26 protein-coding genes and 1 tRNA gene are annotated in these 24,059 nt (G+C 61.7%); 12 read left to right on the forward strand and 15 right to left on the reverse strand.

Going from position 1 to position 24,059, the window contains the following annotated elements:
* Positions 1-340: 340 nt before the first annotated feature.
* The 4 genes from hisA to RO069_RS21560 form a co-directional block, all read right to left on the reverse strand.
* A complete protein-coding gene (hisA, locus tag RO069_RS21545) occupies positions 341-1,081 on the reverse strand; it encodes a 1-(5-phosphoribosyl)-5-[(5-phosphoribosylamino)methylideneamino]imidazole-4-carboxamide isomerase (RefSeq protein ID WP_328190296.1) in 741 nt (246 codons plus the stop codon).
* A 184-nt stretch (positions 1,082-1,265) separates the two neighbouring features.
* On the reverse strand, positions 1,266-1,907 hold the full coding sequence (hisH, locus tag RO069_RS21550; protein WP_328190298.1) for an imidazole glycerol phosphate synthase subunit HisH: 642 nt from the start codon (positions 1,905-1,907) through the stop codon (positions 1,266-1,268).
* A gap of 36 nt (positions 1,908-1,943) precedes the next feature.
* On the reverse strand, positions 1,944-2,537 hold the full coding sequence (gene hisB, locus RO069_RS21555; RefSeq protein WP_328190300.1) for an imidazoleglycerol-phosphate dehydratase HisB: 594 nt from the start codon (positions 2,535-2,537) through the stop codon (positions 1,944-1,946).
* A gap of 117 nt (positions 2,538-2,654) precedes the next feature.
* Positions 2,655-3,116, reverse strand: coding sequence for an SRPBCC family protein (locus RO069_RS21560; RefSeq protein WP_328190302.1), 462 nt, complete (start codon positions 3,114-3,116; stop codon positions 2,655-2,657).
* A gap of 223 nt (positions 3,117-3,339) precedes the next feature.
* On the opposite strand from RO069_RS21560, the gene RO069_RS21565 reads away from it, so the two are divergent.
* The 4 genes from RO069_RS21565 to RO069_RS21580 all read left to right on the forward strand — a co-directional run bounded on the left by RO069_RS21565 (position 3,340) and on the right by RO069_RS21580 (position 7,301).
* A complete protein-coding gene (locus RO069_RS21565) occupies positions 3,340-5,511 on the forward strand; it encodes an AsmA family protein (protein ID WP_328190304.1) in 2,172 nt (723 codons plus the stop codon).
* Positions 5,508-6,572, forward strand: a complete 1,065-nt coding sequence (gene mutY, locus RO069_RS21570) for an A/G-specific adenine glycosylase (RefSeq protein ID WP_328190305.1) — start codon at positions 5,508-5,510, stop codon at positions 6,570-6,572. The genes RO069_RS21565 and mutY overlap by 4 nt, the downstream gene beginning before the upstream one ends.
* A gap of 61 nt (positions 6,573-6,633) precedes the next feature.
* Entirely contained in the window at positions 6,634-6,906 is a 273-nt protein-coding gene (locus RO069_RS21575) for an oxidative damage protection protein (protein ID WP_328190307.1), read from the forward strand.
* Positions 6,907-7,225: 319 nt separating this feature from the next.
* A tRNA-Phe gene (locus tag RO069_RS21580) sits at positions 7,226-7,301 on the forward strand.
* An 80-nt stretch (positions 7,302-7,381) separates the two neighbouring features.
* Here RO069_RS21580 and RO069_RS21585 read toward each other — a convergent pair.
* The 3 genes from RO069_RS21585 to RO069_RS21595 all read right to left on the reverse strand — a co-directional run bounded on the left by RO069_RS21585 (position 7,382) and on the right by RO069_RS21595 (position 9,350).
* Entirely contained in the window at positions 7,382-8,236 is an 855-nt protein-coding gene (locus RO069_RS21585) for a hypothetical protein (RefSeq protein WP_328190308.1), read from the reverse strand.
* A gap of 4 nt (positions 8,237-8,240) precedes the next feature.
* Positions 8,241-8,630: a diacylglycerol kinase gene (locus RO069_RS21590; protein WP_328190310.1), complete on the reverse strand. Its 390-nt coding sequence runs from the start codon at positions 8,628-8,630 to the stop codon at positions 8,241-8,243.
* Between the two features lie 126 nt (positions 8,631-8,756).
* Positions 8,757-9,350, reverse strand: coding sequence for a PEP-CTERM sorting domain-containing protein (locus tag RO069_RS21595; protein WP_328190311.1), 594 nt, complete (start codon positions 9,348-9,350; stop codon positions 8,757-8,759).
* Between the two features lie 317 nt (positions 9,351-9,667).
* On the opposite strand from RO069_RS21595, the gene RO069_RS21600 reads away from it, so the two are divergent.
* Positions 9,668-10,549, forward strand: coding sequence for a hypothetical protein (locus RO069_RS21600; protein ID WP_328190313.1), 882 nt, complete (start codon positions 9,668-9,670; stop codon positions 10,547-10,549).
* 29 nt (positions 10,550-10,578) lie between these two features.
* Here RO069_RS21600 and RO069_RS21605 read toward each other — a convergent pair whose 3' ends face one another.
* Entirely contained in the window at positions 10,579-10,734 is a 156-nt protein-coding gene (locus RO069_RS21605) for a hypothetical protein (protein ID WP_328190315.1), read from the reverse strand.
* 71 nt (positions 10,735-10,805) lie between these two features.
* Here RO069_RS21605 and rhtB point away from each other — a divergent pair, with 71 nt between their 5' ends.
* Positions 10,806-11,426: a homoserine/homoserine lactone efflux protein gene (rhtB, locus tag RO069_RS21610; RefSeq protein ID WP_328190316.1), complete on the forward strand. Its 621-nt coding sequence runs from the start codon at positions 10,806-10,808 to the stop codon at positions 11,424-11,426.
* Between the two features lie 105 nt (positions 11,427-11,531).
* On the forward strand, positions 11,532-12,623 hold the full coding sequence (locus RO069_RS21615) for an alpha/beta hydrolase (protein WP_328190318.1): 1,092 nt from the start codon (positions 11,532-11,534) through the stop codon (positions 12,621-12,623).
* A gap of 7 nt (positions 12,624-12,630) precedes the next feature.
* Here the strand turns inward: RO069_RS21615 and RO069_RS21620 are convergent, their stop codons facing one another.
* The 6 genes from RO069_RS21620 to RO069_RS21645 all read right to left on the reverse strand — a co-directional run bounded on the left by RO069_RS21620 (position 12,631) and on the right by RO069_RS21645 (position 18,184).
* Positions 12,631-13,035, reverse strand: coding sequence for a DUF4124 domain-containing protein (locus tag RO069_RS21620; RefSeq protein ID WP_328190319.1), 405 nt, complete (start codon positions 13,033-13,035; stop codon positions 12,631-12,633).
* 403 nt (positions 13,036-13,438) lie between these two features.
* Positions 13,439-13,942 (reverse strand): hypothetical protein, encoded by a 504-nt coding sequence (locus RO069_RS21625; RefSeq protein WP_328190321.1) that lies wholly within the window; start codon positions 13,940-13,942, stop codon positions 13,439-13,441.
* Between the two features lie 9 nt (positions 13,943-13,951).
* Entirely contained in the window at positions 13,952-14,257 is a 306-nt protein-coding gene (locus tag RO069_RS21630; RefSeq protein ID WP_328190322.1) for a DUF883 family protein, read from the reverse strand.
* Positions 14,258-14,351: 94 nt separating this feature from the next.
* Positions 14,352-15,578 (reverse strand): glycolate oxidase subunit GlcF, encoded by a 1,227-nt coding sequence (gene glcF, locus RO069_RS21635; RefSeq protein WP_328190324.1) that lies wholly within the window; start codon positions 15,576-15,578, stop codon positions 14,352-14,354.
* Between the two features lies 1 nt (position 15,579).
* Entirely contained in the window at positions 15,580-16,656 is a 1,077-nt protein-coding gene (gene glcE, locus RO069_RS21640; protein ID WP_328190325.1) for a glycolate oxidase subunit GlcE, read from the reverse strand.
* On the reverse strand, positions 16,649-18,184 hold the full coding sequence (locus RO069_RS21645) for an FAD-linked oxidase C-terminal domain-containing protein (RefSeq protein ID WP_328190327.1): 1,536 nt from the start codon (positions 18,182-18,184) through the stop codon (positions 16,649-16,651). Before RO069_RS21645 ends, glcE begins: the two co-directional genes overlap by 8 nt.
* A gap of 234 nt (positions 18,185-18,418) precedes the next feature.
* Here RO069_RS21645 and RO069_RS21650 point away from each other — a divergent pair, with 234 nt between their 5' ends.
* The 5 genes from RO069_RS21650 (at position 18,419) to astE (ending at position 22,538) form a co-directional block, all read left to right on the forward strand.
* Complete coding sequence (locus RO069_RS21650) at positions 18,419-19,189, forward strand: ABC transporter ATP-binding protein (protein ID WP_328190329.1); 771 nt, start codon at positions 18,419-18,421, stop codon at positions 19,187-19,189.
* 56 nt (positions 19,190-19,245) lie between these two features.
* The gene (locus RO069_RS21655) at positions 19,246-20,001 is read left to right on the forward strand and encodes a transporter substrate-binding domain-containing protein (RefSeq protein ID WP_328190331.1); all 756 of its coding nucleotides are present in this window, start codon (positions 19,246-19,248) and stop codon (positions 19,999-20,001) included.
* A gap of 85 nt (positions 20,002-20,086) precedes the next feature.
* Positions 20,087-20,794, forward strand: a complete 708-nt coding sequence (locus tag RO069_RS21660; protein WP_328190332.1) for an ABC transporter permease — start codon at positions 20,087-20,089, stop codon at positions 20,792-20,794.
* Between the two features lies 1 nt (position 20,795).
* The gene (locus RO069_RS21665; protein WP_328190334.1) at positions 20,796-21,518 is read left to right on the forward strand and encodes an ABC transporter permease; all 723 of its coding nucleotides are present in this window, start codon (positions 20,796-20,798) and stop codon (positions 21,516-21,518) included.
* A 3-nt stretch (positions 21,519-21,521) separates the two neighbouring features.
* Positions 21,522-22,538: a succinylglutamate desuccinylase gene (astE, locus tag RO069_RS21670; protein ID WP_328190336.1), complete on the forward strand. Its 1,017-nt coding sequence runs from the start codon at positions 21,522-21,524 to the stop codon at positions 22,536-22,538.
* On the opposite strand, the gene astB is transcribed toward astE, so the two are convergent.
* On the reverse strand, positions 22,535-23,917 hold the full coding sequence (astB, locus tag RO069_RS21675; RefSeq protein WP_328190338.1) for an N-succinylarginine dihydrolase: 1,383 nt from the start codon (positions 23,915-23,917) through the stop codon (positions 22,535-22,537). The two genes, astE and astB, sit on opposite strands and share 4 nt — an antisense overlap.
* Between the last annotated feature and the right edge of the window lie 142 nt (positions 23,918-24,059).

Genomic DNA, 24,059 nt, shown 5'->3' on the forward strand with positions numbered 1-24,059 from the left:
GCTGAGGCTTCTGGCCGGTGTTGCCAGCCCTTGATGTGGAACCACCACACCGGCGAACTGGCGCCTTGGCCAGAAGCCTCAGCGTCGCGCAGTAGGTTAAAGAATTACCCAGACGGGACACTAGGAGCACGAGTGCAGGACTGGCCTTAGCCAATTCAAGTGAGTGCAACGACGCACAACGCTCGCACAGGCCCGCCCTGCGGGAGCCCGCCATGCCCCTCAGGCCGGTGTTGCGTCTCTTGGCAAGGGAACCACCCTTACCGGCGAGCCGCGCCTTGGCCTGAGGGGCATGGCGGGCTCTGACAGTCGACAAACTTGTGTTAAGGGACACTGGCTCTCCTCAGGCCTGTTTCAAGCTGTCGCAGTAGGCCTGCGCTTCCGCCACATCGAGGGTGCCTTCGTAGATGGCGCGACCGGTGATGGCACCCAGGATGCCCTTGTCGGCGACAGTGGCCAGGCGCTTGAGGTCGTCCATATTGGTGACGCCACCGGAAGCGATCACCGGGATGCCCCCCTCTTCCGCCAGGGCGGCGGTGGCGTCAACGTTGACGCCCTGCATCATGCCATCACGACTGATGTCAGTGTAGACGATGGCCTCGACGCCGTCGTTGGCAAAGCGTTTGGCCAGGTCGGTGGCCATGACTTCGGAGACTTCGGCCCAGCCGTCGGTGGCCACACGGCCGTCTTTGGCATCAAGGCCAACGATGATGTGGCCGGGGAACCGTTTGCACATCTCGGTGACGAAGTCAGGTTCTTTGACGGCCTTGGTGCCGATGATGACCCACTGTACGCCGGCCTTGAGGTAGGCTTCGATGGTGTCCGCCGAGCGGATGCCGCCGCCGATCTGGATGGGCAGGTCCGGATAGCGTTTGGCGATGGCCCGAACGATTTCACCGTTGACGGGTTCGCCGGCGAAGGCGCCGTTGAGGTCGACCAGGTGCAGGCGGCGGGCGCCGGCTTCCACCCAGCGGGTGGCCATGTCGACCGGGTCGTCACCGTATTGGGTGGATTCGTCCATCCGGCCCTGTTTCAGGCGGACGCATTTGCCGTCTTTCAGGTCGATAGCGGGGATTATCAGCATGGCTCTTTGGTTCCATTGCAGTCAGCTGGCCAACCGGGGTGCAGCATGTTCGCGTGCCGCTGCACGGTATGGCTTTCCGGGACACGCCGTGAATACGTCCCTGTAGGCTCGTCGAAAAGGTCCCTCTTTTCGACGGTCCCGGAAAGCCATACCGCACATCGTCACGCTACTTCTGACGTGCCTGCTAGCGTTTTCCGGACCAGTTGGTAAAGTTCTTCAAAAGCTGCAGCCCCGCCCGTGCACTTTTCTCCGGGTGGAACTGCGCCGCAAAAATGTTATCTCTCGCCACCGCTGCCGCCAGGTCGACGCCGTAGTGGGTGCGGCCGGCGATATCGTGGTTGCCGGCGGACTCCACGTAATAACTGTGGACAAAGTAGAAGCGGTCGCCGTCTTCGATACCGTGCCACAGTGGATGATCCTGGGTCTGCCAGACCTGGTTCCAGCCCATGTGGGGGACCTTCAGGCGCTGGCCGTTTTCGGTGAGGTTTTCACCGAAGAAGCGCACCTGGGAGTCGAACAGGTTGATGCAGTCGACACCGCCATTTTCCTCGCTGCGGGACATGATGGCCTGCATGCCAACGCAGATGCCGAGAAAGGGGCGGTCCACGGAGACTTCGCGCACCAGTGTATCCACGCCCAGGCGGCGGATTTCCGCCATGCAGTCACGGATGGCGCCAACGCCGGGCAGGATGACGCGGTCTGCCTCGCGGATCTGGTTGGCGTTGTCGGTGACCAGCACGGTGGCGTCCGGGGCGACGTGCTCCACGGCCTTGCGGGCGGAATGGAGGTTGCCCATGCCGTAGTCAATAATGGCAACGGTATTCATGATCGGGGAACTGTCCTGAAAAAGTGTCCGGGGCGTTTACAGCGACCCTTTGGTGGACGGTGTGATACCGGCCATCCGTTCATCCATCTCAATGGCCATGCGCAGGGCGCGACCGAAGGCCTTGAACACGGTTTCAATCTGGTGGTGGGTGTTCTTGCCCTTCAGGTTGTCGATGTGCAACGTGACCATGGAGTGGTTGACGAAGCCCTGGAAGAATTCCGCGAACAGGTCCACGTCAAAACCGCCTACGGACGCGCGGGTGTAAGGCACGTCCATCAGCAGCCCGGGACGGCCTGACAGGTCAATGACGACCCGTGACAGGGCTTCGTCCAGGGGCACGTAGGCGTGGCCGTAGCGGCGGATGCCCTTCTTGTCGCCCACGGCCTGTTTGAAGGCCTGGCCCAGGGTGATGCCGATGTCTTCCACGGTGTGGTGATCGTCGATATGGAGATCGCCGGTGGACTTGATGGTCAGGTCAACCAGGCCATGACGGGCGATCTGGTCCATCATGTGTTCCAGGAAAGGCACGCCAGTATCAAAGCTGGATTTGCCGGTACCGTCCAGGTCAATCTCGACGGTAATCTGGGTTTCAAGGGTATTACGCTCTACCCGTGCCTTGCGATCGGCCATGGGAACTCCGGAGTTTTACAAAACTGGCAATGGATCAGGCGCCAATTATACCTTCTCACGGCGTCTGCGTCCTGCTTTCAGCGCTATGTGGCAATAGCTTCACATCGAACCGGGGATTCAGAACGCCTTCTTAAGGTTGTTCATGTAGGTGTCCACCAGTCCGTTGAACTCGTGCTTGACCACCGGGCTGATGGCCAGCTTGAGCAGTCCCGGCAGCGGCAGTGTCAATTCCGCGGAAGTCTGGAAGCGTGCCCGGGTGCGGTTGTCGTCAATGGTGGTCAGTATCCAGCTGCCCCGGACCACACCGTTACCTTCGCCCTTCACCGGCTCCCAGGTAATCTTACCGGCATCCTTGTCCGACCGGTACTTGCAGGCATAGGCGGTCTGGATGGAGTACTTGTCGATGCCGATTTTCTCCATTTCCCACCGGTAGGCGTTGTCGCCCAGGTCCACCAGCTGGTCGATCTTGGGGAAATAGCTGACGGAACGGGGCACATCAGACAACAACTCGAAGGCCTCGTCGTAGGAAGCGGCCAGCTCGATCTCGCGGTTCAACTCTATGGATACGGTAAAAGCCACGCCTGTCTCCTCAAGTTATACAGCCCCCGTCAAGGTGATAATAACGGAGTGCTGGCATCCGGCCAGGTTTGTTGCGCCAGTAAACTGCCTATTGTGGCGAAACCCTGCCATTTTGTCATACTTGGGGCGCTTTTATTTTGTAATCTGTGCGTTAGGCTTGGAAGGAGAGCCGGTCGCACGGCCCTCAACCCATTGGATGTCACCCAGAAAGGATCCTCCCGCCATGAAAGCTGTACGCTACATTGTTCTGGCCATTGTCGGCCTGATCGTGCTGGCCGTTGTCGCCATTGCGGTGGCGATGTTCGTTATCGATCCAAACACCTATAAGCCGCAGATTGAGCGGCTGGTGGAGAACAGGACCAACCTGGACCTGGACCTTTCCGGCGATATCGACTGGTCCCTGTTCCCGTTGGGTCTGGAGGTGAACGAGGTGGAGGCCTCCCTGGAAGGTGAGCGTTTTGTGGCCCTACAGCAGCTGGTTGCCGAACTGGACCTCTGGTCGCTGATCTCCATGTCTCCACAGGTGCAGAGGTTTGTGCTGGATGGCCTGGATGCACGGCTGGTGGTGGATGAGAACGGGAACGGCAACTGGACCCGGATCATGCCGGAGGGCGAGGCGACCGCCACCGACGACACCGCCGCTGAAACGGAGCAGGCTGAACCGGAAACCACCGCCGACACCGACGGCTCCGGGGACCCGCTAACCTTCGCCGTGGAGGAAATACAGATCACCAATGCCAGCGTGCAATACGAGGACCTGGGCACGGGCCAGACCATCGTGCTGCAGAATTTCCGCGTGCTCGCCAGCCAGATCGCCCTGGGGTCAGAGTTCCCGTTGGAAGTCGGCTTCCTGGTGAACACCACCCAGCCGGATATGGGTGTCGATGGCGACATTTCCATGCGCATTACCGCCAATGAGGCCCTGAACCAGTTTTCCGTCAGCGGCCTGGATGCCAAGTTCGGCCTGTCCGGCGAGCCATTCGGCGACCGCACGCTGCAGGCCCGTATAACCGGTAACGCCGGAGCCAACCTGGAGAATGAGACCGCCAGCGTTGAAGACCTCCGGGCAACCCTGGCCAACCTGGAGCTCACCACCAACCTGGATGTGGAAGGCTTCGGCGCCAAGCCGAAGGTCACCGGTGATCTGGCAATCGCGGAATTCTCCCTGCGGGAACTGCTCAACACCCTGGGCGCGGGCGAGATTGAAACCACCGACCCGGAAGTGCTGAACCGGCTGGCATTCAGCACCAAGCTCAGCGGCCCGGCAGGCGTCGCCGAGCTGTCGGAACTGGAAATCATCCTTGATGACACCACCTTTACCGGCGGCGCCCGCTACAACATCGAATCCGGCGCCCTGGCATTCCAGTTGGAGGGTGATGCCCTCAATGCCGACCGCTACCTGCCGCCACCGGCGGAAGGCGGTGATGGCGACCAGACCGCGGCCAGCGGATCCGCCTCCGCCTCCAAGGGCGAGGAAGGCGACCTATTACCCCTGGAGACCATTCGTGGGCTGGAGCTGGACATCGACCTGGGACTGGATGAACTGATCATCAGCAACCTGACCATCACCGATATCCAGACCGCGATTGATGCCTCGGGAGGACGGCTTGGGCTGAGCAACTTCAGCGGCAAGCTGTACCAGGGGGGCTTCCAGTCCAATATCGGCATTGATGCCCGAACGGATAACCCGGCCTGGACCCTGCGCGCTGATGTATCCGGTGTACAGACCCGGGCCCTGCTAATGGACCTGGCGGAAATGGACATGCTGGCCGGTGCCTCCAACATCAACATCAATGCAAACACCAGCGGCAACAGGATTTCCGCCCTGCGCCAGAACGCCGACGGCAAGGTGACGTTCAACCTCGCCGAGGGCGAGTTTACCCGCATGAACCTGACACGCATGGCCTGCACCGGCATTGCCCTGGCGAACCAGGAGCAGCTCACCACCACCGACTGGGGTAAAACCACCCCCTTCAACGACATGCGCGGCGAACTGGACATCAACGGCAACACCCTGAACAACACCAGCCTGGTGGCGGCCCTGGCCGGCATGCGACTGGAAGGTAATGGCGAGGTGGACATGGCCGCGTCGGAAATCGACTACGAGGCTGGTCTTCGCATCGTGGGCGAGATTCACCGTGATGAGGCCTGCCGGGTCACCGAGTACGTGGAGAACGTGGTCATTCCGGTGGAGTGCCGTGGCAACTTCCAGGAGGACCCGGCCGGCCTGTGCTCCTTCGACGGCTCGCGCTTCCGGGACACCCTGAAGGACATGGCCGCCAATGCCGCCCGTTCCAAGGCAGAGGACGAGATCAGCGAGAGGATAAACGAAAAGCTCGGTGAGGAAACCGGCGGCAAGGTCAAGGACGCCCTGGAGGGGCTGTTCAATCGATGAATGACCGTTTCGCTGAACGCCTGCTGCGCTGGTACGACCAGCACGGCAGGCACGCCCTGCCCTGGCATCAGGATCGTAATGCCTACCGGGTCTGGGTCTCGGAGATCATGCTCCAGCAGACCCAGGTGACCACCGTCATCCCCTACTTCCAGGCCTTTATGGAACGCTTCCCCACGGTACGGGATCTGGCGGAAGCGCCGGTGGACGACGTGCTCGGGCACTGGTCCGGCCTGGGTTACTACGCCCGCGCCCGCAACCTGCAGAAAGCGGCCATCCAGGTGATGGAGGACCACGGTGGCGAGTTCCCCCGGGACCAGGAGGCCCTGGAGGCCCTGCCCGGCATCGGTCGCTCCACAGCCGCCGCGATTATCGCCCAGGCCTGGAACCAGCGGGCGGTGATTCTCGACGGTAACGTCAAGCGGGTGCTGGCCCGCTACCACGCCGTGCCCGGCTGGCCCGGGCAGACCGCCACTCTGAATGCCCTGTGGCAGCACGCCGAAGAGCATACACCGGATACCCGGCCACGGGACTATACCCAGGCCATCATGGATCTGGGCGCACTGGTCTGCACCCGCAGCCGACCGGATTGCGAGCGTTGCCCGGTGAATGACGGCTGTGTCGCCTATGCCAATGGCGATATCCACCTTTACCCGGGCCGCAAACCCAAAAAGGAGAAACCGGAGAAGACCACCTGGATGGTCATCCTGGAAGACCTGGACGGTCGTATCCTGCTGGAACGCCGCCCGCCCAGTGGTATCTGGGGCGGCCTCTGGAGCCTGCCGGAACTGGACCCGGCCTATGGCCCCGACGAACTGCAGGACGCCTGCGAACGCCAGTTCGGACTCGACTGCAGCGAGCCGGACCTGATCAGCGGCTTTCGCCACACCTTCAGCCACTACCACCTGCATATCCAGCCGGCCAGGTTACAGGTAACGCCGTCCAATCAGATCCGGGACATGGCCGACCAGCGCTGGATCCACCGGGAAGAGGCCCTCGAACTCGGACTCCCCGCCCCGATCCGCAGCCTGCTCACCACACCGGAACAGGCCACCCTGCTCTGATCTGTTATCATCCCCCGGATCAGACATTCAGGCACTCCACTAATTATCGACAGGAGCCCCCATGAGCCGCACCGTATTCTGCCGCAAGTACCAGAAAGAGATGGAAGGCCTCGACTTCCCACCCATGCCCGGCGCCAAGGGCCAGGAGATCTACGAGAACATCTCCAAACAGGCCTGGGAGGAATGGCAGGCCCAACAGACCATGCTGATCAACGAGAAACACCTGAGCCTGATGGACCCGAACACCCGCAAGTACCTGCAGGCGCAGATGGACCGCTTCTTCAACAACGAACCCTTCGACAAGGCCGAAGGCTACGTGCCACCGGAAAAATAACGCTTGCTGATCAAGGTTTAGCCACCACCGGAACACCCGGGAATTTTTTGCCCGGCGGCCTTGACTCAACCATCCTAAACCGGTTTAATAGCGCCCCGTTGCACGGTGAGTGCAACGGAAACGGTGGAAGGCAAGCACCGACTAAACAGAAATGCCAAGTTGCCCGGATAGCTCAGTTGGGTGAGGCAAGCGGTTACCAAGCGAAGCTTGGTGCGCAGCCGAACGACGCAAATCTGCGATTTGCGGCCGGAATGAGCAGGGGAAGCAGGCAATAGCCTGCCGGTGTCAGGCAAGCACCGACTAAACAGAATGCCAAGTTGCCCGGATAGCTCAGTCGGTAGAGCAGGGGATTGAAAATCCCCGTGTCGGTGGTTCGATTCCGCCTCCGGGCACCATCTATTTCACGAAGAAGCCAGCCATGCCGCTGGCTTTTTTGTTGCCTGAAAGAAACCACCGGCAGCACTTCCCATGCCGTTCACTCCCCAGACGCAAACAACCCTGCCAACCAATTCGCCACACCCGGGTAAGCCTCCAGGTCCAGCACAAACTCCTGCCCCCTGGCCGCGCTTTTTAACCGGCACTTGCCCTCCCCTGCCCGTCGCCAGCGGTCCCGGTTGTGGTGGTAGCTGAGGGGTTCCCGGCCTTCAGAGGGGAAGAAGGCCTCCGGCAGGAGCCAGTCGGTTACGCCCCGGGTATCCGGCGCTGTCAGCCGGTGCCCTTCTTTCATTCGACCGAACAGCCCGGCTCCCGGCACCGGGCTTTCAAGCCCTGGAAGCTCCAGGCTTTCCGCCGACAGGTACAGGGAATTGTGAACGCCCCGCTGGCCCGACAGATGGGGATGGTAGGCCGCCCAGGTCGGCACCTTGTGGTTACCGTCCAGCGGCACCACTTCACCCGCCTGGAGCCAGCCCCACAGGGCGTGGAAGGGCCTGGCGCCCGGCACGAACCGCCACCACCTCCGGTGGCGCTCCACCTCACGGAACAGGGCAAAGAACAGGAATAGATCGCCGGCACACACGCCCTGCTTCATCAGGTGGGACTGGGCCTGGCCATGCTGTCCCAGGATGGGCCGCCAGCCGTCCTCACGGGGATAGGCATCCGGTATCACATCAGGGTCCAGGTGGGCTCGGTGGTTCGCTTTTACCTTGCCGGAGGTCAGGCCAGTGACCAGCGGACCAATGCCTTTGCCCTGGTGCCTGATCTTTCCATAGCGGATCGGCGACTGGCCGTCCGGGATCGGTAACGCCAGGGCGGAACCATCCGGAAAGACCGGGTTCGGGCACCCACCCGATGAACTGTCGAATCCCTTCCGGCTGAGGATCAGGCGCATGACATCAGATCAGGATGGCAGCCCAACAGACGGCGATGATGACCAACCCCATAAACTGCGCGGCGCTGCCCATATCCTTGGCCGACTTGGACAGTGGGTGCAGCTCCAGGGATATCCGGTCCACCACGTGTTCAATGGACGAGTTGATCAGTTCGATGGTCAGGGAAAGCAGCGGTGTCGCCAGCAGGATAGCTCGCTCCGCCGGTGACACATCCACCCAGAGGGCGATGGGCAGCAGAATGACGTTCAATAGTGCCAGTTGGCGGAAAGCCGGCTCGGTCCGAAAAGCCGTGCGGAAACCGTTCATGGAGTATCCGGCGGCATTGATGATTCGGCGGATACCGGTACCGCCCTTGAGCTCACGGGCCGTCTTGGGGTCGGATAGATCAGTCATGGAAGTTGCTATCTGCCTGAAAACCAGCCGACATTATGGCAGCTGTGAACGTCCATGTCCCGAGCCCGCGCCATCGACACCGACTCCCGGTCTGGAATCGGTGTCGACGGCCATGGAGGGAAAACCTCAGCCGCGATAGCGGCGCCACACCAGGAGCAATCCGCCCAGTGCAAACAGCGGGAGGGAAGACGGCGCTGGCACGTCAGTGGCTTCCGCCAGGCCTTGCAACACATTGACGGGAGCATCCAGGGTAAAGTGCGTTGTCACCGGAGCGTTCAACCAGTGACCGTCGCCTCGGCCCTCGGAAGGCACATGGAGGGTCGACCAGATGTCCTCCGGGAAGTGGGCATCCAGTTTGTCGGCAAAGCCGTCCCCTTCCACCGGCGGCCAGAGCAGGAACATCAGCTCCAGGGTTCCGGCTTCACCGGTCATTCCGTCCGTGCCATTAACGAGACCACCACTCACCACATTGGCACCGTAATATTCACCGACCTGGGTCAGTGCCTGCGGAGAGCCATCCGACCAGGAAAAGACAAACTCATCACAAACCAGCTGGCCTCCAACAACCGCATTGAGATCAGTATCGGCAAGGATGAAACCGTTACCACTCACGGAGTGCTCGGGATCGTATGACTCGAAGTTCAGGTCGTAATGCAACAGGCCTGCATTGGCCAGGGAGGGTGTAATAAAGGCAATTGCCCAAAGGAACTTGCGAAACATGGTGCGTCCTTTTCATTTGTTGTCCTGATGATTGGGTACTACTAGCAAGGACCGGGCCTACTAAAGGATATCAATGGGTTATCGGAGAGCGGCGTTGGTAGGAGTTAAATAAATGGACAGTAATTTATGCCCATTTCGACGACATTAAGAGCGGAACTTCGTCGCTCCCCACGGCTTGGTGACACCTGAATCCGGACGGATCAACGATTTCCCCACCGGACTGTCCCAATTCCCGGTAGTCCGGATAGTTCAAAACGCCGGGCAATGGCGTTACGATTTGTCATCGTTTAAATCATCGACATCAGTTTGGATCCTACATGACAGCGCATAAATCCCTTGCCGTGCCCTTCCTGGCAATCACCCTCGCCCTGACCGGCTGCGGGGGCCCGGAAACACCCCAGGAAGTCACCCGTGAGTTCTGGGCAGCGGTGCTGGAAGACGATGCCGAAACCGCCGCGGAACTCTCGACGCTGGTGGACGAGTCAGGCTTCGACGGCTATTCCCTGGACTGGGAGGGCGCCGAGGTGAGCTGGGGACGGGTCACCGTGGAAGACCAGGAAGCGCGGATTGGTACCGAAGTCAGTGCCCTGCCCGACATGAAGGGGGACGAGCTGGAAACCACCACCTACCTGGTTCGCATCAACGACCAGTGGCAGGTGGACTATCATCGCACCGGCGATGCAATCAGCACGGATGTCCGCATCGGCAGCCTGATGGGAAGCGTCCGTGATTTCGGGGACAGTCTGCGTTCACGCCTGGCGGATGAATCGGACCGGGCAAACCAGGAACTGGACCGCCTGATCGACGAATTCTCGGCCTTCTCCGAGGAAACACAGGAGGACATGTCCGCCCTGTTCGAACAGTATGGCGACAGTCTGGAAAAGCGGATGGAGGAACTGTCCCGTTCGCTGGACGAGGCCCTGGAGGACGCTCCCTCCGCAAGCGAGGAGGAGCGTGAGACCATCGAACAGGCCCGGGACGGGCTGGAGCGCCAGCAGAACGCCCTGGACAGCGACGACCCCGAGACCATTGCCGAGGTCAGCAAGGAACTGGCCCGCATCCAGGAGCAGCTGTCAGAACTGTCCGACCAGTCCTTCGAGCGGCTCAAGGAGGAACTCCAGCGCTGGTCCCAGGCGTTGAACCGGGAACTGGAGCAACTGAACCGGGATGCCCGGATGAAGGAACAGCACAGTATCTGAAGGATCAGAGGACTTTCGTAAGACCACCATCAGGCGGCCTTGCGGAAATCCTCTGACCTGACCCTGTTGTCGCGACTGCGCTTGTACTTGGTCTTGTCCTCAACCACCCGCATCTGGAACTTGGGTGTTCTCAGGTCACGTTGGACCGCGCTATGATTGGTGGGCCTTGCCCGTCGTTTAGCCATGACAATCTCCTTGCTGGCGTGCGAATTACACGGCGGATTATAGCATCCGGAATTTCAGGTGAGCATACGCAATGTCACTCTCTGTCTGGCTGACCTTTGTGGTGGCGGCCATTCTCATATCCGTATCCCCCGGCGCCGGGGCCGTCAACACCATGAGTAACGGGCTTCAGTACGGCGTACGCCGGTCCATGCCCGCGATCCTGGGCCTGCAACTGGGCTATGGCGCTCAGATACTGCTGGTGGGTGCCGGGCTGGGGGCTGTGATTGCCTCGTCCAACATGGCCCTGTCGGTCATCAAGTGGCTCGGGGTGGCCTACCTGGTGTGGCTGGGCATACAGAAATGGCGCGAACCGGCGGTGGCACATGCTTCCGACGGGCAGGCGGAGGTCAGCGATGGTCGCCGTTTCTGGCGGGCAACGGTCGTCAACCTGACCAACCCCAAGGCCACGGTGTTCCTGATCGCCCTGTTTCCCCAGTTCCTGGTGGCGGAAGCGCCCCATGGGCCACAACTGGCCACCATGGGCATCACGCTGATTATCGTGGATTGCATGGTGATGCTTGGCTACGCCCTGCTTGCCAGCCAGCTGTTCCGCTTCATGACCACGCCCCGGCGCCAGAAACGCATGAACCAGGTGTTTGGCAGCCTGTTCGTCGTGGCCGCTGTTGCCCTGGCAAGCTTCCGGCGCGCCTGAGCGCCTGCCGGCCAGGCCCGGGGTGACGCTGGCCGGCAGAATGATTATCCTTGCGTCCATCCAAGCCCCAGCCATCCGTCGGACCTTACCAGACAGGAGCCACACTTGACGTTCAGGACGATACGCTTTGCCCTTTTGTTGGTCGCCGGGATCATCAGCCCCGTGTTTGCCAGGGGGATACCGCCAGTGGACGTGACCGTATCCGGTGAGGCCTCGCCTGAGCTGCTGGCCGACTTCCGCCAGGCGCTGAACCGCATGGCCAACCGGCAGACCAACGGTACCCCGACCCCATCACCGGCCCCGGATGAGGGACTCATCGACCTGGATCAGTTCTGGAAAGTTGAGCAGGACGTGCCCTATGCCATCGGCGGGGACAGCCCACACCAGCGGCTCAACATCACCTATCCCTTTGAAGGCGAGCCGCCCTATCGGTTTATCGTGCACTTCCACGGTGGCGACTGGACAACCGGAAGCAGGCAGTCCGCCGCCAACGCCCCCGCCTACTGGGCCATCTATCAGGGCTATGCCCTGGTGGATGTGGGTTACCGCCCGGCGGACGAGGCCCACTGGCCTGCCCAGCTCCATGATGCCAAGGCCGCCATTCGCTTCCTCCGTGCCAACGCTGATCAGTACCAGCTGGATGCCGAACGCATCGTTGTCATGGGCCAGGGCGCCGGCGGGCACCTGGCCCAGATGCTGGCCGCCACCAACGGGGAGTCCACCTCCCAGGATCCGGCCATGGGTTACGACGATGCCTCGCCGGAGGTACAGGGCGTAGTGTCCTGGTCCGGCGTCTCCGATATCACCACCATGGGAGAAAAGGGCCGGGCGGCGGCGGACCGGTTAATGGGGTACCCTACCTACCAGAGTAAATTGGCCCTGGAGGCCAGCCCGGTGGCCCGGGTCCGCGAGGATTTCCCGCCCATCCTGCTGCTCCATGGCACCAACGACCGCTGGGCCCCCTTTGAACAGTCCGCCCGCATGGCGATCCGGGTCAATGCCGCCACCGGTCGGTCCACGGCCGCCCTGGACCTGCTGATCAATGCCCGTCATCAGGACTCACGTATCGGAACAAAAGAGATGATGTCGAAAAGTCTCGATTTCGTGGACCGGATACTGTTTCCCGACGACGGCAATCCCCACCGGTCCACCTTCTATCCCGGCATCCAGACCACGGAACCTACAGAAAAGCCCTGACCTGGCGTTACCCGAGGATACACTCCCGCCCCAGGCGACCACTGAGTGCCCGTCGCCTGGCCCGGAGCCGGTTTCCCTCGGCGTTGCCATAACCGGCCCGCAGCCGGCTCTGGATGTTTTCCAGCTCCTGTCGATACTGCTCACACTGCCGCCGTTGCCGGTCAGCGTCCTCTCGTCCCTTATCGGAATTATCCCTCCCTCCGGAGTTGGAAGCAGCGACCGTCTCGTCAATGGCCGAGGCCGCGTCCAGGTTCTCGTTCATGGGCACCAGGACCGGCTGGTCCACTTCCAGCCGCCGGCTCTGGCCGTGGGTCGGGGCCCGGTCCGAAAAATGAGTCACCCCGTGTTCGTCGGTCCAGGTATGGATACCGTCAGAACGGGCCTCGTGGGAATAGACTGAGAGGAGAGACACTGCGATACACAGTATCGGGAGCCATCCTGGCTTCATGTAATGTCCTTATTGGTCGGTTGGGAGCATCGCGTCCAGCGAAGAGTGCCCTATTATCCACACCTCAGGAATGGGCGACAGTGTTCACATCTTGAACATATGCACCCGCAGCGGGGATAAATTGGCTGCCCGTTACAGGTTTTTGGTCTATGCTGATTTATTGCCGAATATCAACAACAAAAAGAGATAAGGCCATGAAGACCGTCAAGCGTAGCGATATGGTTATCCCTGCCTGGCTGATGATCCTTACGGGGTCCGGGGCATTCCTCTATTGCGCCTATGCCGGCATGCTGTCCGGCTGACACCCTGGTGTCCCTTAACATAAGTTCGCAGCATTTCAGAGGCTGCGAACTTATGTTAAGGGACACTAGGGCTCGCCACCCATGGGTTCGCCCTCGCCGGTCTCATCGTTGGCGGCGCTGTCCTCGTGACTGGCCGCACGGCTGTCCGCCCTGGCCTGCCTCATGAAAGCCATGCCACTCTGCAGCACCATGGCCCGGAAGCGGGCATCCGCCTGACCGAAGATGCCGAGGGCAAAGGCACCCAGGGCGGCTTCCAGGGGGTTCTCACGGATGGTGTTTTCCAGCCGGTCACGAAGGGAAAGGCCCGGTTCGCCATCGCTGCCCGAGGTTGCCCGGGCACTGAGCAGGCGCCAGAAGAACAGGCCCAGCAACAGGAAACAGAGCCCACCGGAAATGGCCAAGGCCCCCGCCTGACCGACCAGCGGGCTGAGCCCCGCCGTGGCGGCCCACAGCAGAAGAACCAGCCCGGCGATGAGCAGGGCCGACAACAGGGCGACGGTCAACAACACCCCAACCAGGGCGGCGACCGCCTTGCGTGCCAGCCCTTCCATTTCCTGTTTTGACAGCATGATCAGTGGTTACCGGTCCAGCAGCTTGCCGACCACAAGGCCCGCCAGGAACAGGATCAGCACGGTCAGGAACGGGCGCTGGGTAATCCGGTCCTCAACATCATGCAGGGCCTTCTCACCGGCACCGCGGGCGGAGTCCAGTGCTTCCTGCCCTTCCCGGCGCAATTCGTCGCGGAAGCTGTTGAAGCTGTTCTTCTGGCCGTCGGCAACACTACGGCTGAGCTTAGCCATATCTTCCCTCAGCGCCTTCAGATCAGCCTTGACCTGTTCGTACTCGGCATTCTGCTTCTTCACATCTTGGGATTGGGCTTCCATTGGTAGCCTCCTTGGTTGCGGACCAACTGTATGTAAGGTCTGGCATTTTCAAGGTAGCACAGTGTCCGTTGACCTTGCAGACATTGCGGAAATGTCATAAGTCCGACGGAGATACCGTATCCAGCAGTTCAATCCAGTGACGCACCGGTACCGTTGAGCGGGTTTCCAGGTGGAGTTGACAGCCCACATTGGCCGTTACGATCTCTTCGGGCTGGTCCACGGTCAGCGCCTGCAGCTTGTTGGCAAGCAGGCGCTGGCTCAGTTCCGGCTGCAACACGGAATAGGTGCCGGCGGAACCGCAGCAGAGGTGCCTGTCCGTAGTGGCTGCCAGTTCGACACCGGCCTTTTCCAGCACCTGCTCCACAACGTCCCCCTGTTTCATGGCATGTTGCAGGGTACAGGGACAATGGAACGCCACCTTGCCCCTGGCATTGGAAAGTTTCAGGGGCCCGAGATCCTGTTGCAGCAGGAAAGCCCCCAGGTCCACGGTCAGCTCGCTGACCCGGCGCGCCTTTTCGGCGTAGGCCGGGTCACCCTTCAGCAGGTGACCGTAATCCTGGACCATGGCGCCGCAACCGGACGCGGTCATCACGATGGCCTCCGCCCCCTGGTCGATGGCGCGCCACCAGGCGTCGATATTGCGTCGCATATGATTGAGACCATCTTCATGGTCCCCCAGGTGATAGTTCACCGCACCGCAGCATCCCGCCTGTGGCGCTTCCATCAGGGTGATACCCAGGCGGTCCAGTACGCGGGCGGCCGCCGCGTTGGTGTTAGGGGTTGCCGAAGGTTGCACGCAACCGGCCAGGGCCAGCACCTTGCGCTCGTGGCTGCCGGCTGGCCAGGGATGGGCGGTCTTCTTCGGTGGAATCTTGCTGCGCAAGGGATCCGGCACCAGTGGACGGGCGATCTGCCCCAGCCGCAGCAGGCTGCCGAACAACCGGCGGTTGGGCAGTACCCGGGTCAGCCCCCAGCGCAGCCATTGTTCAGATCGGGGCCGTTCCAGGCGTTCCTCCATAAAGCCCCGGCTGATATCCAGCAGGCGGCCATACTGCACGCCCGACGGACAGGTGGTCTCGCAGGACCGGCAACTGAGGCACCGGTCCAGGTGTTCCTGAGTCCGTTCCGTGGTTTCCTGCCCTTCCAGGAACATCTTCATCAGGTAGATCCGGCCCCGGGGGCCGTCCCGCTCATCCCCCAGTTCCTGATAGGTGGGGCAGGTAGCGGTACAGAAGCCGCAATGAACGCAACTACGGAGGATGTCCTCGGCTTCCTGGCCTTCCGGTTTGTTGGCGAATTCCTGAACGAGATTAGTTTGCATACTAAATCCAGCTGTACAAGTGACCGGAATTGAAGATCCCATGGGGGTCGAACGCAGCTTTCAGTCGCTGCTGTATGGCACGTACCGGCGCCGGCTGCGGATGCATTACCTCACCCGTGCGATCGCCATGGCGGAACAGCGATACCTGCCCACCCGCACGACCAGCCCGTTCAGCCATGGTCGACAAGGTTTCGTCCTGGCGGCCCCAGCGCTGTGCCCCGCCCCAGTCGATCAGGGCATCCGTGTCGATATCCTCCATAACGGCAGTGGGATTGACCGAGAATCGCCACAGGGGGCGGCTGCCTTCGAAGAAGGACAACTGCTGATCGCGAAGCTGGCACCAGAAGTCATGGCCATTTTCCAGGCTTTCCATCCGGCCTCCGCTGTCTGCCCGCCAGGCTTCAGCCGTAGCCTCAACCGCAGGTTGTGATCCAGATAGCCGGAGATACAACCTGCCCTGGTACCAGCAGGCGGCGGACAGCGGCTTGGGCTGACCGGCCAGCCGGTTCATCAGGGCGATGGCGTCCATGGCGGTCATGTCCTGTACCAGCGTCTGCTCCACAGCGGGCTTTGGCAACACTTTCAGCGAGAGTTCAGTGATCACCCCCAAGGTGCCCAGGGCTCCGGCCTGAAGCCGGGAGGCATCGTAACCGGCCACATTCTTCATCACCTGTCCGCCGAACCTCAGGTGCTCACCACGGCCATTGATCAGCCGCAACCCAAGTACATGGTCGCGTACCGATCCCTGCCACGGACGGCCAGGGCCGGACAGGTTGGCCGCCAGCACGCCGCCGATGGTATCCGTGTCCCCAAACCGGGGCGGCTCGAACGCCAGACGCTGACCGTTTTCCGCCAGCGCGGCCTCGATGTCGGCGATGCGGGTACCGGCCCGCACCGTGAGTACCAGTTCCACCGGTTCGTAGCTGACAATGCCGGTATGATCGCCAACGTTCAGTGGCTCACCGTGAAGGCCCCGCCCGAGGAAGGGTTTACTGCCGCCACCGGTGATGGCCAGGGGTGTCCGACTGGCGACCGCCTGTTGCACCTGTTCCTGCAGCTGCGCGCCGATATCACCCATGGCTGGCCCCTCCGTCACCCGTGGCGGTCGGTGTCTGCAACGGGCCGATGGCCCGGTATTCCTGGCACTGCCGCAGGGTGGGAACGCCCTTGCCCGGGTTGAGGATGCCCCGGGTATCAAAAGCCTGCTTGATACCGTGGAACTGGCTGACTTCCAGGTTGCCGAACTGGTTGGGCATCTGGCGGATCTTCTCCATGCCCACACCGTGCTCGCCGGTAATGCTTCCCCCCACTTCCACGCAGAGGTTGAGGATGTCGCCCCCGAAGGCCTCGGTGCGCTCGAACTCGCCGGGCACATTGGCATCGAACAGGATCAGCGGGTGCAGGTTGCCATCGCCGGCATGGAAAACATTGGCCACCCGCAGGCCGTATTGTTCGGACAGCTTCTGCATCTCGGTGAGCACGTGGGCCAGTTGGCTGCGGGGAATGGTGCCGTCCATGCAGTAGTAGTCCGGGGAGATCCGGCCCACCGCCGGGAAGGCGGATTTGCGGCCCTTCCAGAGCAGCGCCCGTTCGGCTTCACTGCCGGAGGTGCGGACGGAGGTGGCACCCAGCTCCCGGAACAGTTCTTCCGCCTGGTGGATATGGTCCTGGACTTCCTCGCGGGTACCGTCCACCTCACACAACAACAGCGCCTGTGCGTCCGTGGGGTAACCCGCGTGGGCAAAATCCTCCGCCGCCTGGATCGCGAAGCCGTCCATCATTTCCAGCCCGCCGGGTATGATGCCCCGACCGATAATGCCCGCCACCGCGTCGCCGGCCCGCTGGACGGTATCGAACCCCGCCATCACCACCTGGGCCACTTCCGGCTTGGGCAGGAGTTTCACCTGCACCTCCGTGACAATGCCCAGCAGCCCTTCCGACCCGGTCACCAGGGCGAGCAGGTCCATACCGCAACTGTCGTAGCCGTCGCTGCCGATAGTCACCCGATCCCCCTCGGCGGTGACCACCTCGACACTCAGCAGGTTGTGAACGGTCAGACCATATTTCAGGCAGTGCACACCGCCGGAGTTCTCCGCCACATTGCCCCCGATGGTACAGGCAATCTGGGAGGAAGGATCGGGACCGTAGTAGAGGCCATACTTCGCGGCGGCCTCGCTGATTGCCAGGTTACGGACACCCGGCTGCAGCCTGGCGGACCGGGCCGCAGGGTCAATCGACAGGATGCGGTCGAATTTCGCCAGCGACAGTACCACCCCGCCGGCATGGGGCATGGCGCCGGCACTGAGCCCGGTGCCGGCGCCGCGGGCCACCACCGGCACTTCCTCGGCGTGGCACAGCCGCATGATCTGCTGCACCTGCTCCACCGTCTCCGGCAGCAACACCATTTGCGGCATTTCACAGTACATGGAGAGACCGTCGCATTCGTAGGGGCGAATGGTCTCATCGTCGGTGAGCACCGAATCCGGATTCAGGAATCGCCGGAACTTTTCCGCCAGGGCGTGGCGGTCCACCGGCGGGAATTCGGTCCGGCCGTCCAGGGGACTATCGCTGACGGCCAGCCTATCTTGTTGTTTTACCGCTGACATTTTCAGGCCTGTTATCATTCTCTACATCAGAGACCACCATCATAGGAAAGCCGGTCGCCAAGCACCACCAGACTTTGGTGGATTTGTTCCTCCGGCGGACTATTGATTTTCCGCCCCGCAATCCGTAAAAAGTGCGCCTTTTGAAATAAAGCCGACATTATCTGTTCATGATGCCGGCCAATTCGTGTATTTTTCAGGCATCACAGCATAGTCATCAATAGCCGGAGTAAGGACATGGCGGACGACGCCCCCCTGATCTGCAGGGATATCCACAAAACCTTTGACCAGAACGAGGTTCTCAAGGGCGTGTCTCTGGAAACCCGCAAGGGTGACGTGGTCTCCATGATCGGCAGTTCGGGCTCCGGCAAGAGTACCTTCCTGCGCTGCATCAACCTGCTGGAAACACCGACCTCCGGCGACATTATCGTGCACGGCGACCCAATCCGCTTCAAAACGAACCGCAAGGGTGAGCGGATTCCGGCGGACAACAAACAGGTTGAGCAGATCCGTGCGCGCCTTTCCATGGTCTTCCAGGGGTTCAACCTCTGGTCCCACATGACCGTGCTGGAAAACGTGATTGAAGCGCCGGTCCATGTGCTCAAAGTACCCAGAAAAGAGGCAATCGAGCGCGCCGAGGCCTATCTTGAAAAGGTCGGGATCCATGAGCGCAAGGACTATTACCCCGCCCAGATGTCCGGCGGGCAGCAGCAGCGGGCGGCCATTGCCCGCGCCCTGGCCATGGAGCCGGAGGTGATGCTGTTTGACGAACCGACCTCCGCCCTCGATCCTGAACTGGTGGGAGAGGTACTGAAAGTCATGCAGGGTCTGGCTGACGAAGGCCGCACCATGATCGTGGTCACCCACGAGATGGCCTTCGCCCGGGACGTGTCGTCCCAGGTCCTGTTTTTGCATCAGGGTGTGATCGAAGAACAGGGAACCCCTGATAAAGTCTTCGGCAACCCGGATTCGGAGCGCATACAGCAATTCCTTGCGCCCCGGTTCTGATCCTGAGAACTGTCATCCGACAACCCCCAGAAATCGCAACACACTGGAGAAACCAAATGAAAAAACTGATTGTTGCAGCGGGATGCGCCCTGGCCATGATGGCCGGCACGACACTGGCCCAGGACGGGGAAACCATTCGCATCGCTTTCGACGTGCCCTACGAGCCCTTCGAGTACCGCGATGACGACGGCAACCTGACCGGCTTTGAGGTGGAACTGGCGGAAGCCATGTGTGAAGAGATGGACGCCAACTGCGAGTTCGTCATCCAGGCATGGGACGGCATGATTCCGGGCCTGCTGGCGCGCAAGTTCGACGCCATCATGTCCTCCATGTCCATCACCCCGGAGCGGGCCGAACGGGTACTGTTCTCCGAGCCCTACTACAACACGCCGGGTGGCTGGTTCGCCCGTGAAGACTTCAACACCGACGTGACCGACGAGTCCGCGATGGAAGGCAAGACCGTGGGCGTTCAGCGGGGCACCACCATGGATACCTACGTCACCGAGAACCTCGGTGGTGTGGTGACCATCAAGCGTTATACCACCGCCGATGACATGGTCCTGGACCTGGAAGGCCAGCGCCTGGACGTGGTCTTCGTGGACTACCCGGTGGGTGAGCAGACCATTCTCAGCAAGGACGGCTTCAAGGAAGTGGGCGAGCCGGTCAAGCTGGGCCAGGGTATTGGCGTGGCCATGCGCAAGCGTGACAAGGAACTGGCCGAAGAGATCAACGCCGCCCTGGAAACCCTGAAGAACGATGGCACCTACGACGCCATCATGGAGAAATACTTCAACTACGATATCAAGATGTAAGCCATCTGCGGCGGCCGAAGCCGGGTATCCGTAGCCTTTCCGGGCGGCGGATACCCAGCCGGCTTCCGATACCTGGATTCCCTGCATGATTGATCTGAAAGGCTACGGCCCCGAACTTGCCCAGGGCGCCGTCGTCACTGTCGAGCTGGCCCTGCTGTCCCTGCTCCTGGCCCTGTTCCTGGGGTTGACCGGGGCGGCCGCCAAGCTGTCCGCCAGCCGTGTTGCCAGGACCGTTGCCACCGTCTACACCACCATTGTCCGTGGGGTTCCCGACCTGGTCATGATGCTGCTGCTCTATTACGGTGGCCAGGTGATGGTCAACAACCTCTCCGACTGGCTCTACGAGCAATACCAGATCGACTGGTTCTTCCAGTTCGACCCGTTCATCTCGGGCATCCTGACCATCGGCCTGATCTTCGGCGCCTATATGGCCGAAACCTTCCGGGGAGCCTTCCTGGCAGTGGAAACCGGCCAGATCGAAGCCGCCCGTGCCTATGGCTTCACTCAATGGCATACCTTCCGCCGGGTCATGGTGCCGCAGATGATGCGACATGCCCTGCCCGGTATCGGCAATAACTGGCAGGTGCTGCTCAAGACCACCGCCCTGGTGTCCATTATCGGACTCACCGATATGGTGCGGGTGGCGGAAGAGGCCGCCAAGGCCGAGCGCTCGCCGTTCCTGTTCTTTATTCCGGTGGCGGCGGTCTACCTGGCCCTGACGGCGGTTTCCGAACTGTTCATCAAGTGGCTGAATCGTCGGGCCAACGTCGGCGTTGTCCAGGGGGAGGGCTGACATGCCGGAGTTCATCACCGCCTGGCTGGACCGGAACGAGATTTTCACCGCCATGACCCTGCTGGAGTACTGGCAGGGCCTGGTGAATACCGTCCAGCTCGTATTCCTGTCCCTGGTCATTGGCCTGGTCGTGGCCATTCCCCTGGCCATCCTCCGCAACAGCCCCCGCTGGTGGGTATCCGGGCCGGTGTGGATCTACACCTACCTGTTCCGGGGCACGCCGCTGCTGATCCAGCTCTATATCATCTACTATGGCCTGGCGCAGATTCCCGGCATCCAGGACACCTTCTGGTGGAATATCTTCCGGGAGCCCTTCTACCCGGCGCTGCTGGCATTCACCCTGAACACGGCGGCCTACACCACGGAAATCTTCCGGGGTGCCATTGCCGCCACACCGCAGGGCGAGATTGAGGCAGCCAAGGCCTACGGCATGAGCTGGTTCCTGCGCCTGTACCGAATCGTCCTGCCCAGCGCGGCCCGTCGTGCCGTGCAGGCCTATTCCAACGAAGTGATCTTCATGCTCCACGCCAGCGCCATCGCCAGTGTGGTGACCATTGTTGACCTGACCGGCGCGGCTCGGAACATCTACTCCCGCTTTTATGCCCCTTTCGATGCCTTTGTCGCGGTGGCACTGATCTATATGGCCCTGACCTTCCTGCTGGTGTTTGCCTTCCGCAAGCTGGAGAACCACTTGCTGAAGCACCAGAGACCGGCGGGGGGCTGACCCATGGACCGGCGGGCGCTGTTTGCTGGCCAGCCTGACTGGCTGGCCCATACCCTCACCACCGCCGGCCGGTCCTGCCCCGAAGCGACCACCACCCTGCCCGGCGGCAGGCTGGTACGGCTGGATACCGGGCTGCTGCGGTTCGAGCCAGGCCAGCCGGTCAGCGGCGCACCTGCCCTGATCCTGTCCGCCGGCGTCCATGGGAACGAAACCGCCCCCATCGAGTTGCTCAACCGGCTGGTGGAGGACATCACCACCGGCGTCATCCGGCCCCGCATCCCGCTGCTACTCATACTCGGCAACCCGCCAGCCATGGTGGCGGCGCAGCGCTTTGTCGAGCACAACCTGAACCGGCTTTTCCAGGGCGCCTGGAAGAACTACCCGGACGGCTACGAAACCCGACGTGCCGCCCGACTGGAAGCCACCTGCCAGGCCTTTCGGGACCGGCACTCCGGCCCACTACGCCACTACGACCTGCACACCGCCATCCGCCCGTCCCGGCGGGAGAAGTTCGCCCTCTATCCCTTTGTGGAGGGGCGGCAGGTGCCGGACGGTGAGCTGGATTTCCTGGCGGCGGCGGATATCGGCACCCTGCTGCTCCAGCATCAACCAGCAACCACCTTTTCCGCCTTCGGCGCTGAAACCCTGGGGGCAGAGAGCTTCACCCTGGAGCTGGGCAAGGTGCACCCCTTTGGCCACAACGACCTCAGTCGCCTTACGGCCCTGAATGAGGCCCTGGCGGCACTGACGGAACAACGGCCATCACCGGGACAGGCGCATCGGCAGCCGCCAGAGGTGTTCCGGGTGGTCCATGAAATCCTGAATACCGGCGAGCATTTCCGGTTTCATATTGCCGATGATGTAGCCAATTTCACCGACTATCCGCCGGGGACCCTGATCTGGGAGGACGATACCACCGAGTATCGGGTCGGCCCGGAACCGGAGGCCATTATCTTTCCGAATCCGAAGGTTCCGGTGGGACATCGTGTTGGGCTGATGGTCCGGCGATGTTCGGGCTAAACCTCATGCTGGAAGTCATAGATGGAGCCCAGTCCCAGGATAGCTGTCAGCTCATCCAGCGCATGGCGGCTTTCCTGTAACAGCGCCGGATCGGCCAGGTCCCCCGGCAGCAACTCCTCCCGGTAGTGGCCCTGCACCCAGGCCACCAGTCTCTCGTAGAGTTCGTCCGTGAGCAGTACGCCCTGGTTCATGGCAGCCACCGCATCGTCGTCCAGGGCCACCCTCAGGCGCAGGCAGGCGGGGCCGCCGCCATTACGCATGGACTGACGCAGGTCGAAGGTCTCGATGGCCGTGATCCCGTTATCCGCCGCCAGCACCTCATCCAGGTAGCGACTGACGGACGACACCTCCCGGCATTCCCCGGGCACCACCAGCAACATGCCACCGTCCACGGACAGCAACTGGCTGTTGAACAGGTAGGAAGCCACCGCATCCTCCAGCGGCACCTGATCCGACGTCACCCGCAGCGTCTCCAGGGGTGTGTTGCCCAGCTTCTCCCGCAGCTCCGCCATTATCGGCTCCTCATTCAGGAACGCCAGCTCGTGATAGAACAGCAGGTTCTCGTTGCCCACCGCGATGACATCGTTGTGGAACACGCCGGCATCGATGGCCGCCGGGTTCTGCTGGGCGAACACTACTCGCTCCGGCTTCAGCCCATGCAACCGGGCCACCGCCCGCGAGGCCTCCAGGGTCTGTCGGGCCGGGAATCGCTGGGGCGTGGCCGCCCGGCTGTCGAAGGCCATCTGTCCGTACACAAACAGCTCCACGCCAGGCTTGCCGTGGGAAGCACATAACCGCGTGTGGTTGGCCGCGCCTTCATCGCCAAACTGGGTCACCGTCGGCAGGGGCGGATGGTGGGCGAACCAAGCGTCGTCGGTGAAGATCGATCGCAGGATGCGCCCCGTTTCGCTGGCTTCCAGCGACCGGTGGAAGCTCGACGCCAGGTTTGCCGGCGTGAAATGCACCCGATGGTCCGCCGTGTCCGCCGCTGGCGAGACGGTGGCCGCGTTGGCCGTCCACATGGACGATGCCGAACTGACCGCCGACAGCAGTTCCGGTGACTCCTGACTGACCCGGGCCAGGATTTTGTCCTCTGGCCCCGTAAAGCCCAGTCGCCTCAGCGTCGGCATATGGGGGCGTTCCTGGGGCGGCAACACGCCTTGCAGTAATCCCTTGTCCGCCAGCGCCTTCATCTTCGCCAGCCCCTGCAATGCCGCCTCCCGCGGGCTGGATACCTGGTTGGCATTGGAACTGGAGGCCAGGTTGCCCCGGGCCAGCCCTGCGTAGTTGTGGGTGGGGCCGACGAGGCCATCCAGGTTTAGTTCCCGGCAGGGGCCTGGGTTAGATTTGCCGCCGTTTTGCGGATTATAGGTATCCATAGATGGCTCACTTTTCAGAAAGCTCTTTAGGCTTTCATTGATGGACTGGTCTGGCACTTCGGTGCCGGCTCCCACAGGTCGATAAGGCTTTCCGGGACACGCCGTGAATCCATCCATGGAGGCTCTTCAAAAACGTCCCTGT

This window comes from Marinobacter sp. OP 3.4, from assembly GCF_036224885.1.
GTDB lineage: Bacteria > Pseudomonadota > Gammaproteobacteria > Pseudomonadales > Oleiphilaceae > Marinobacter.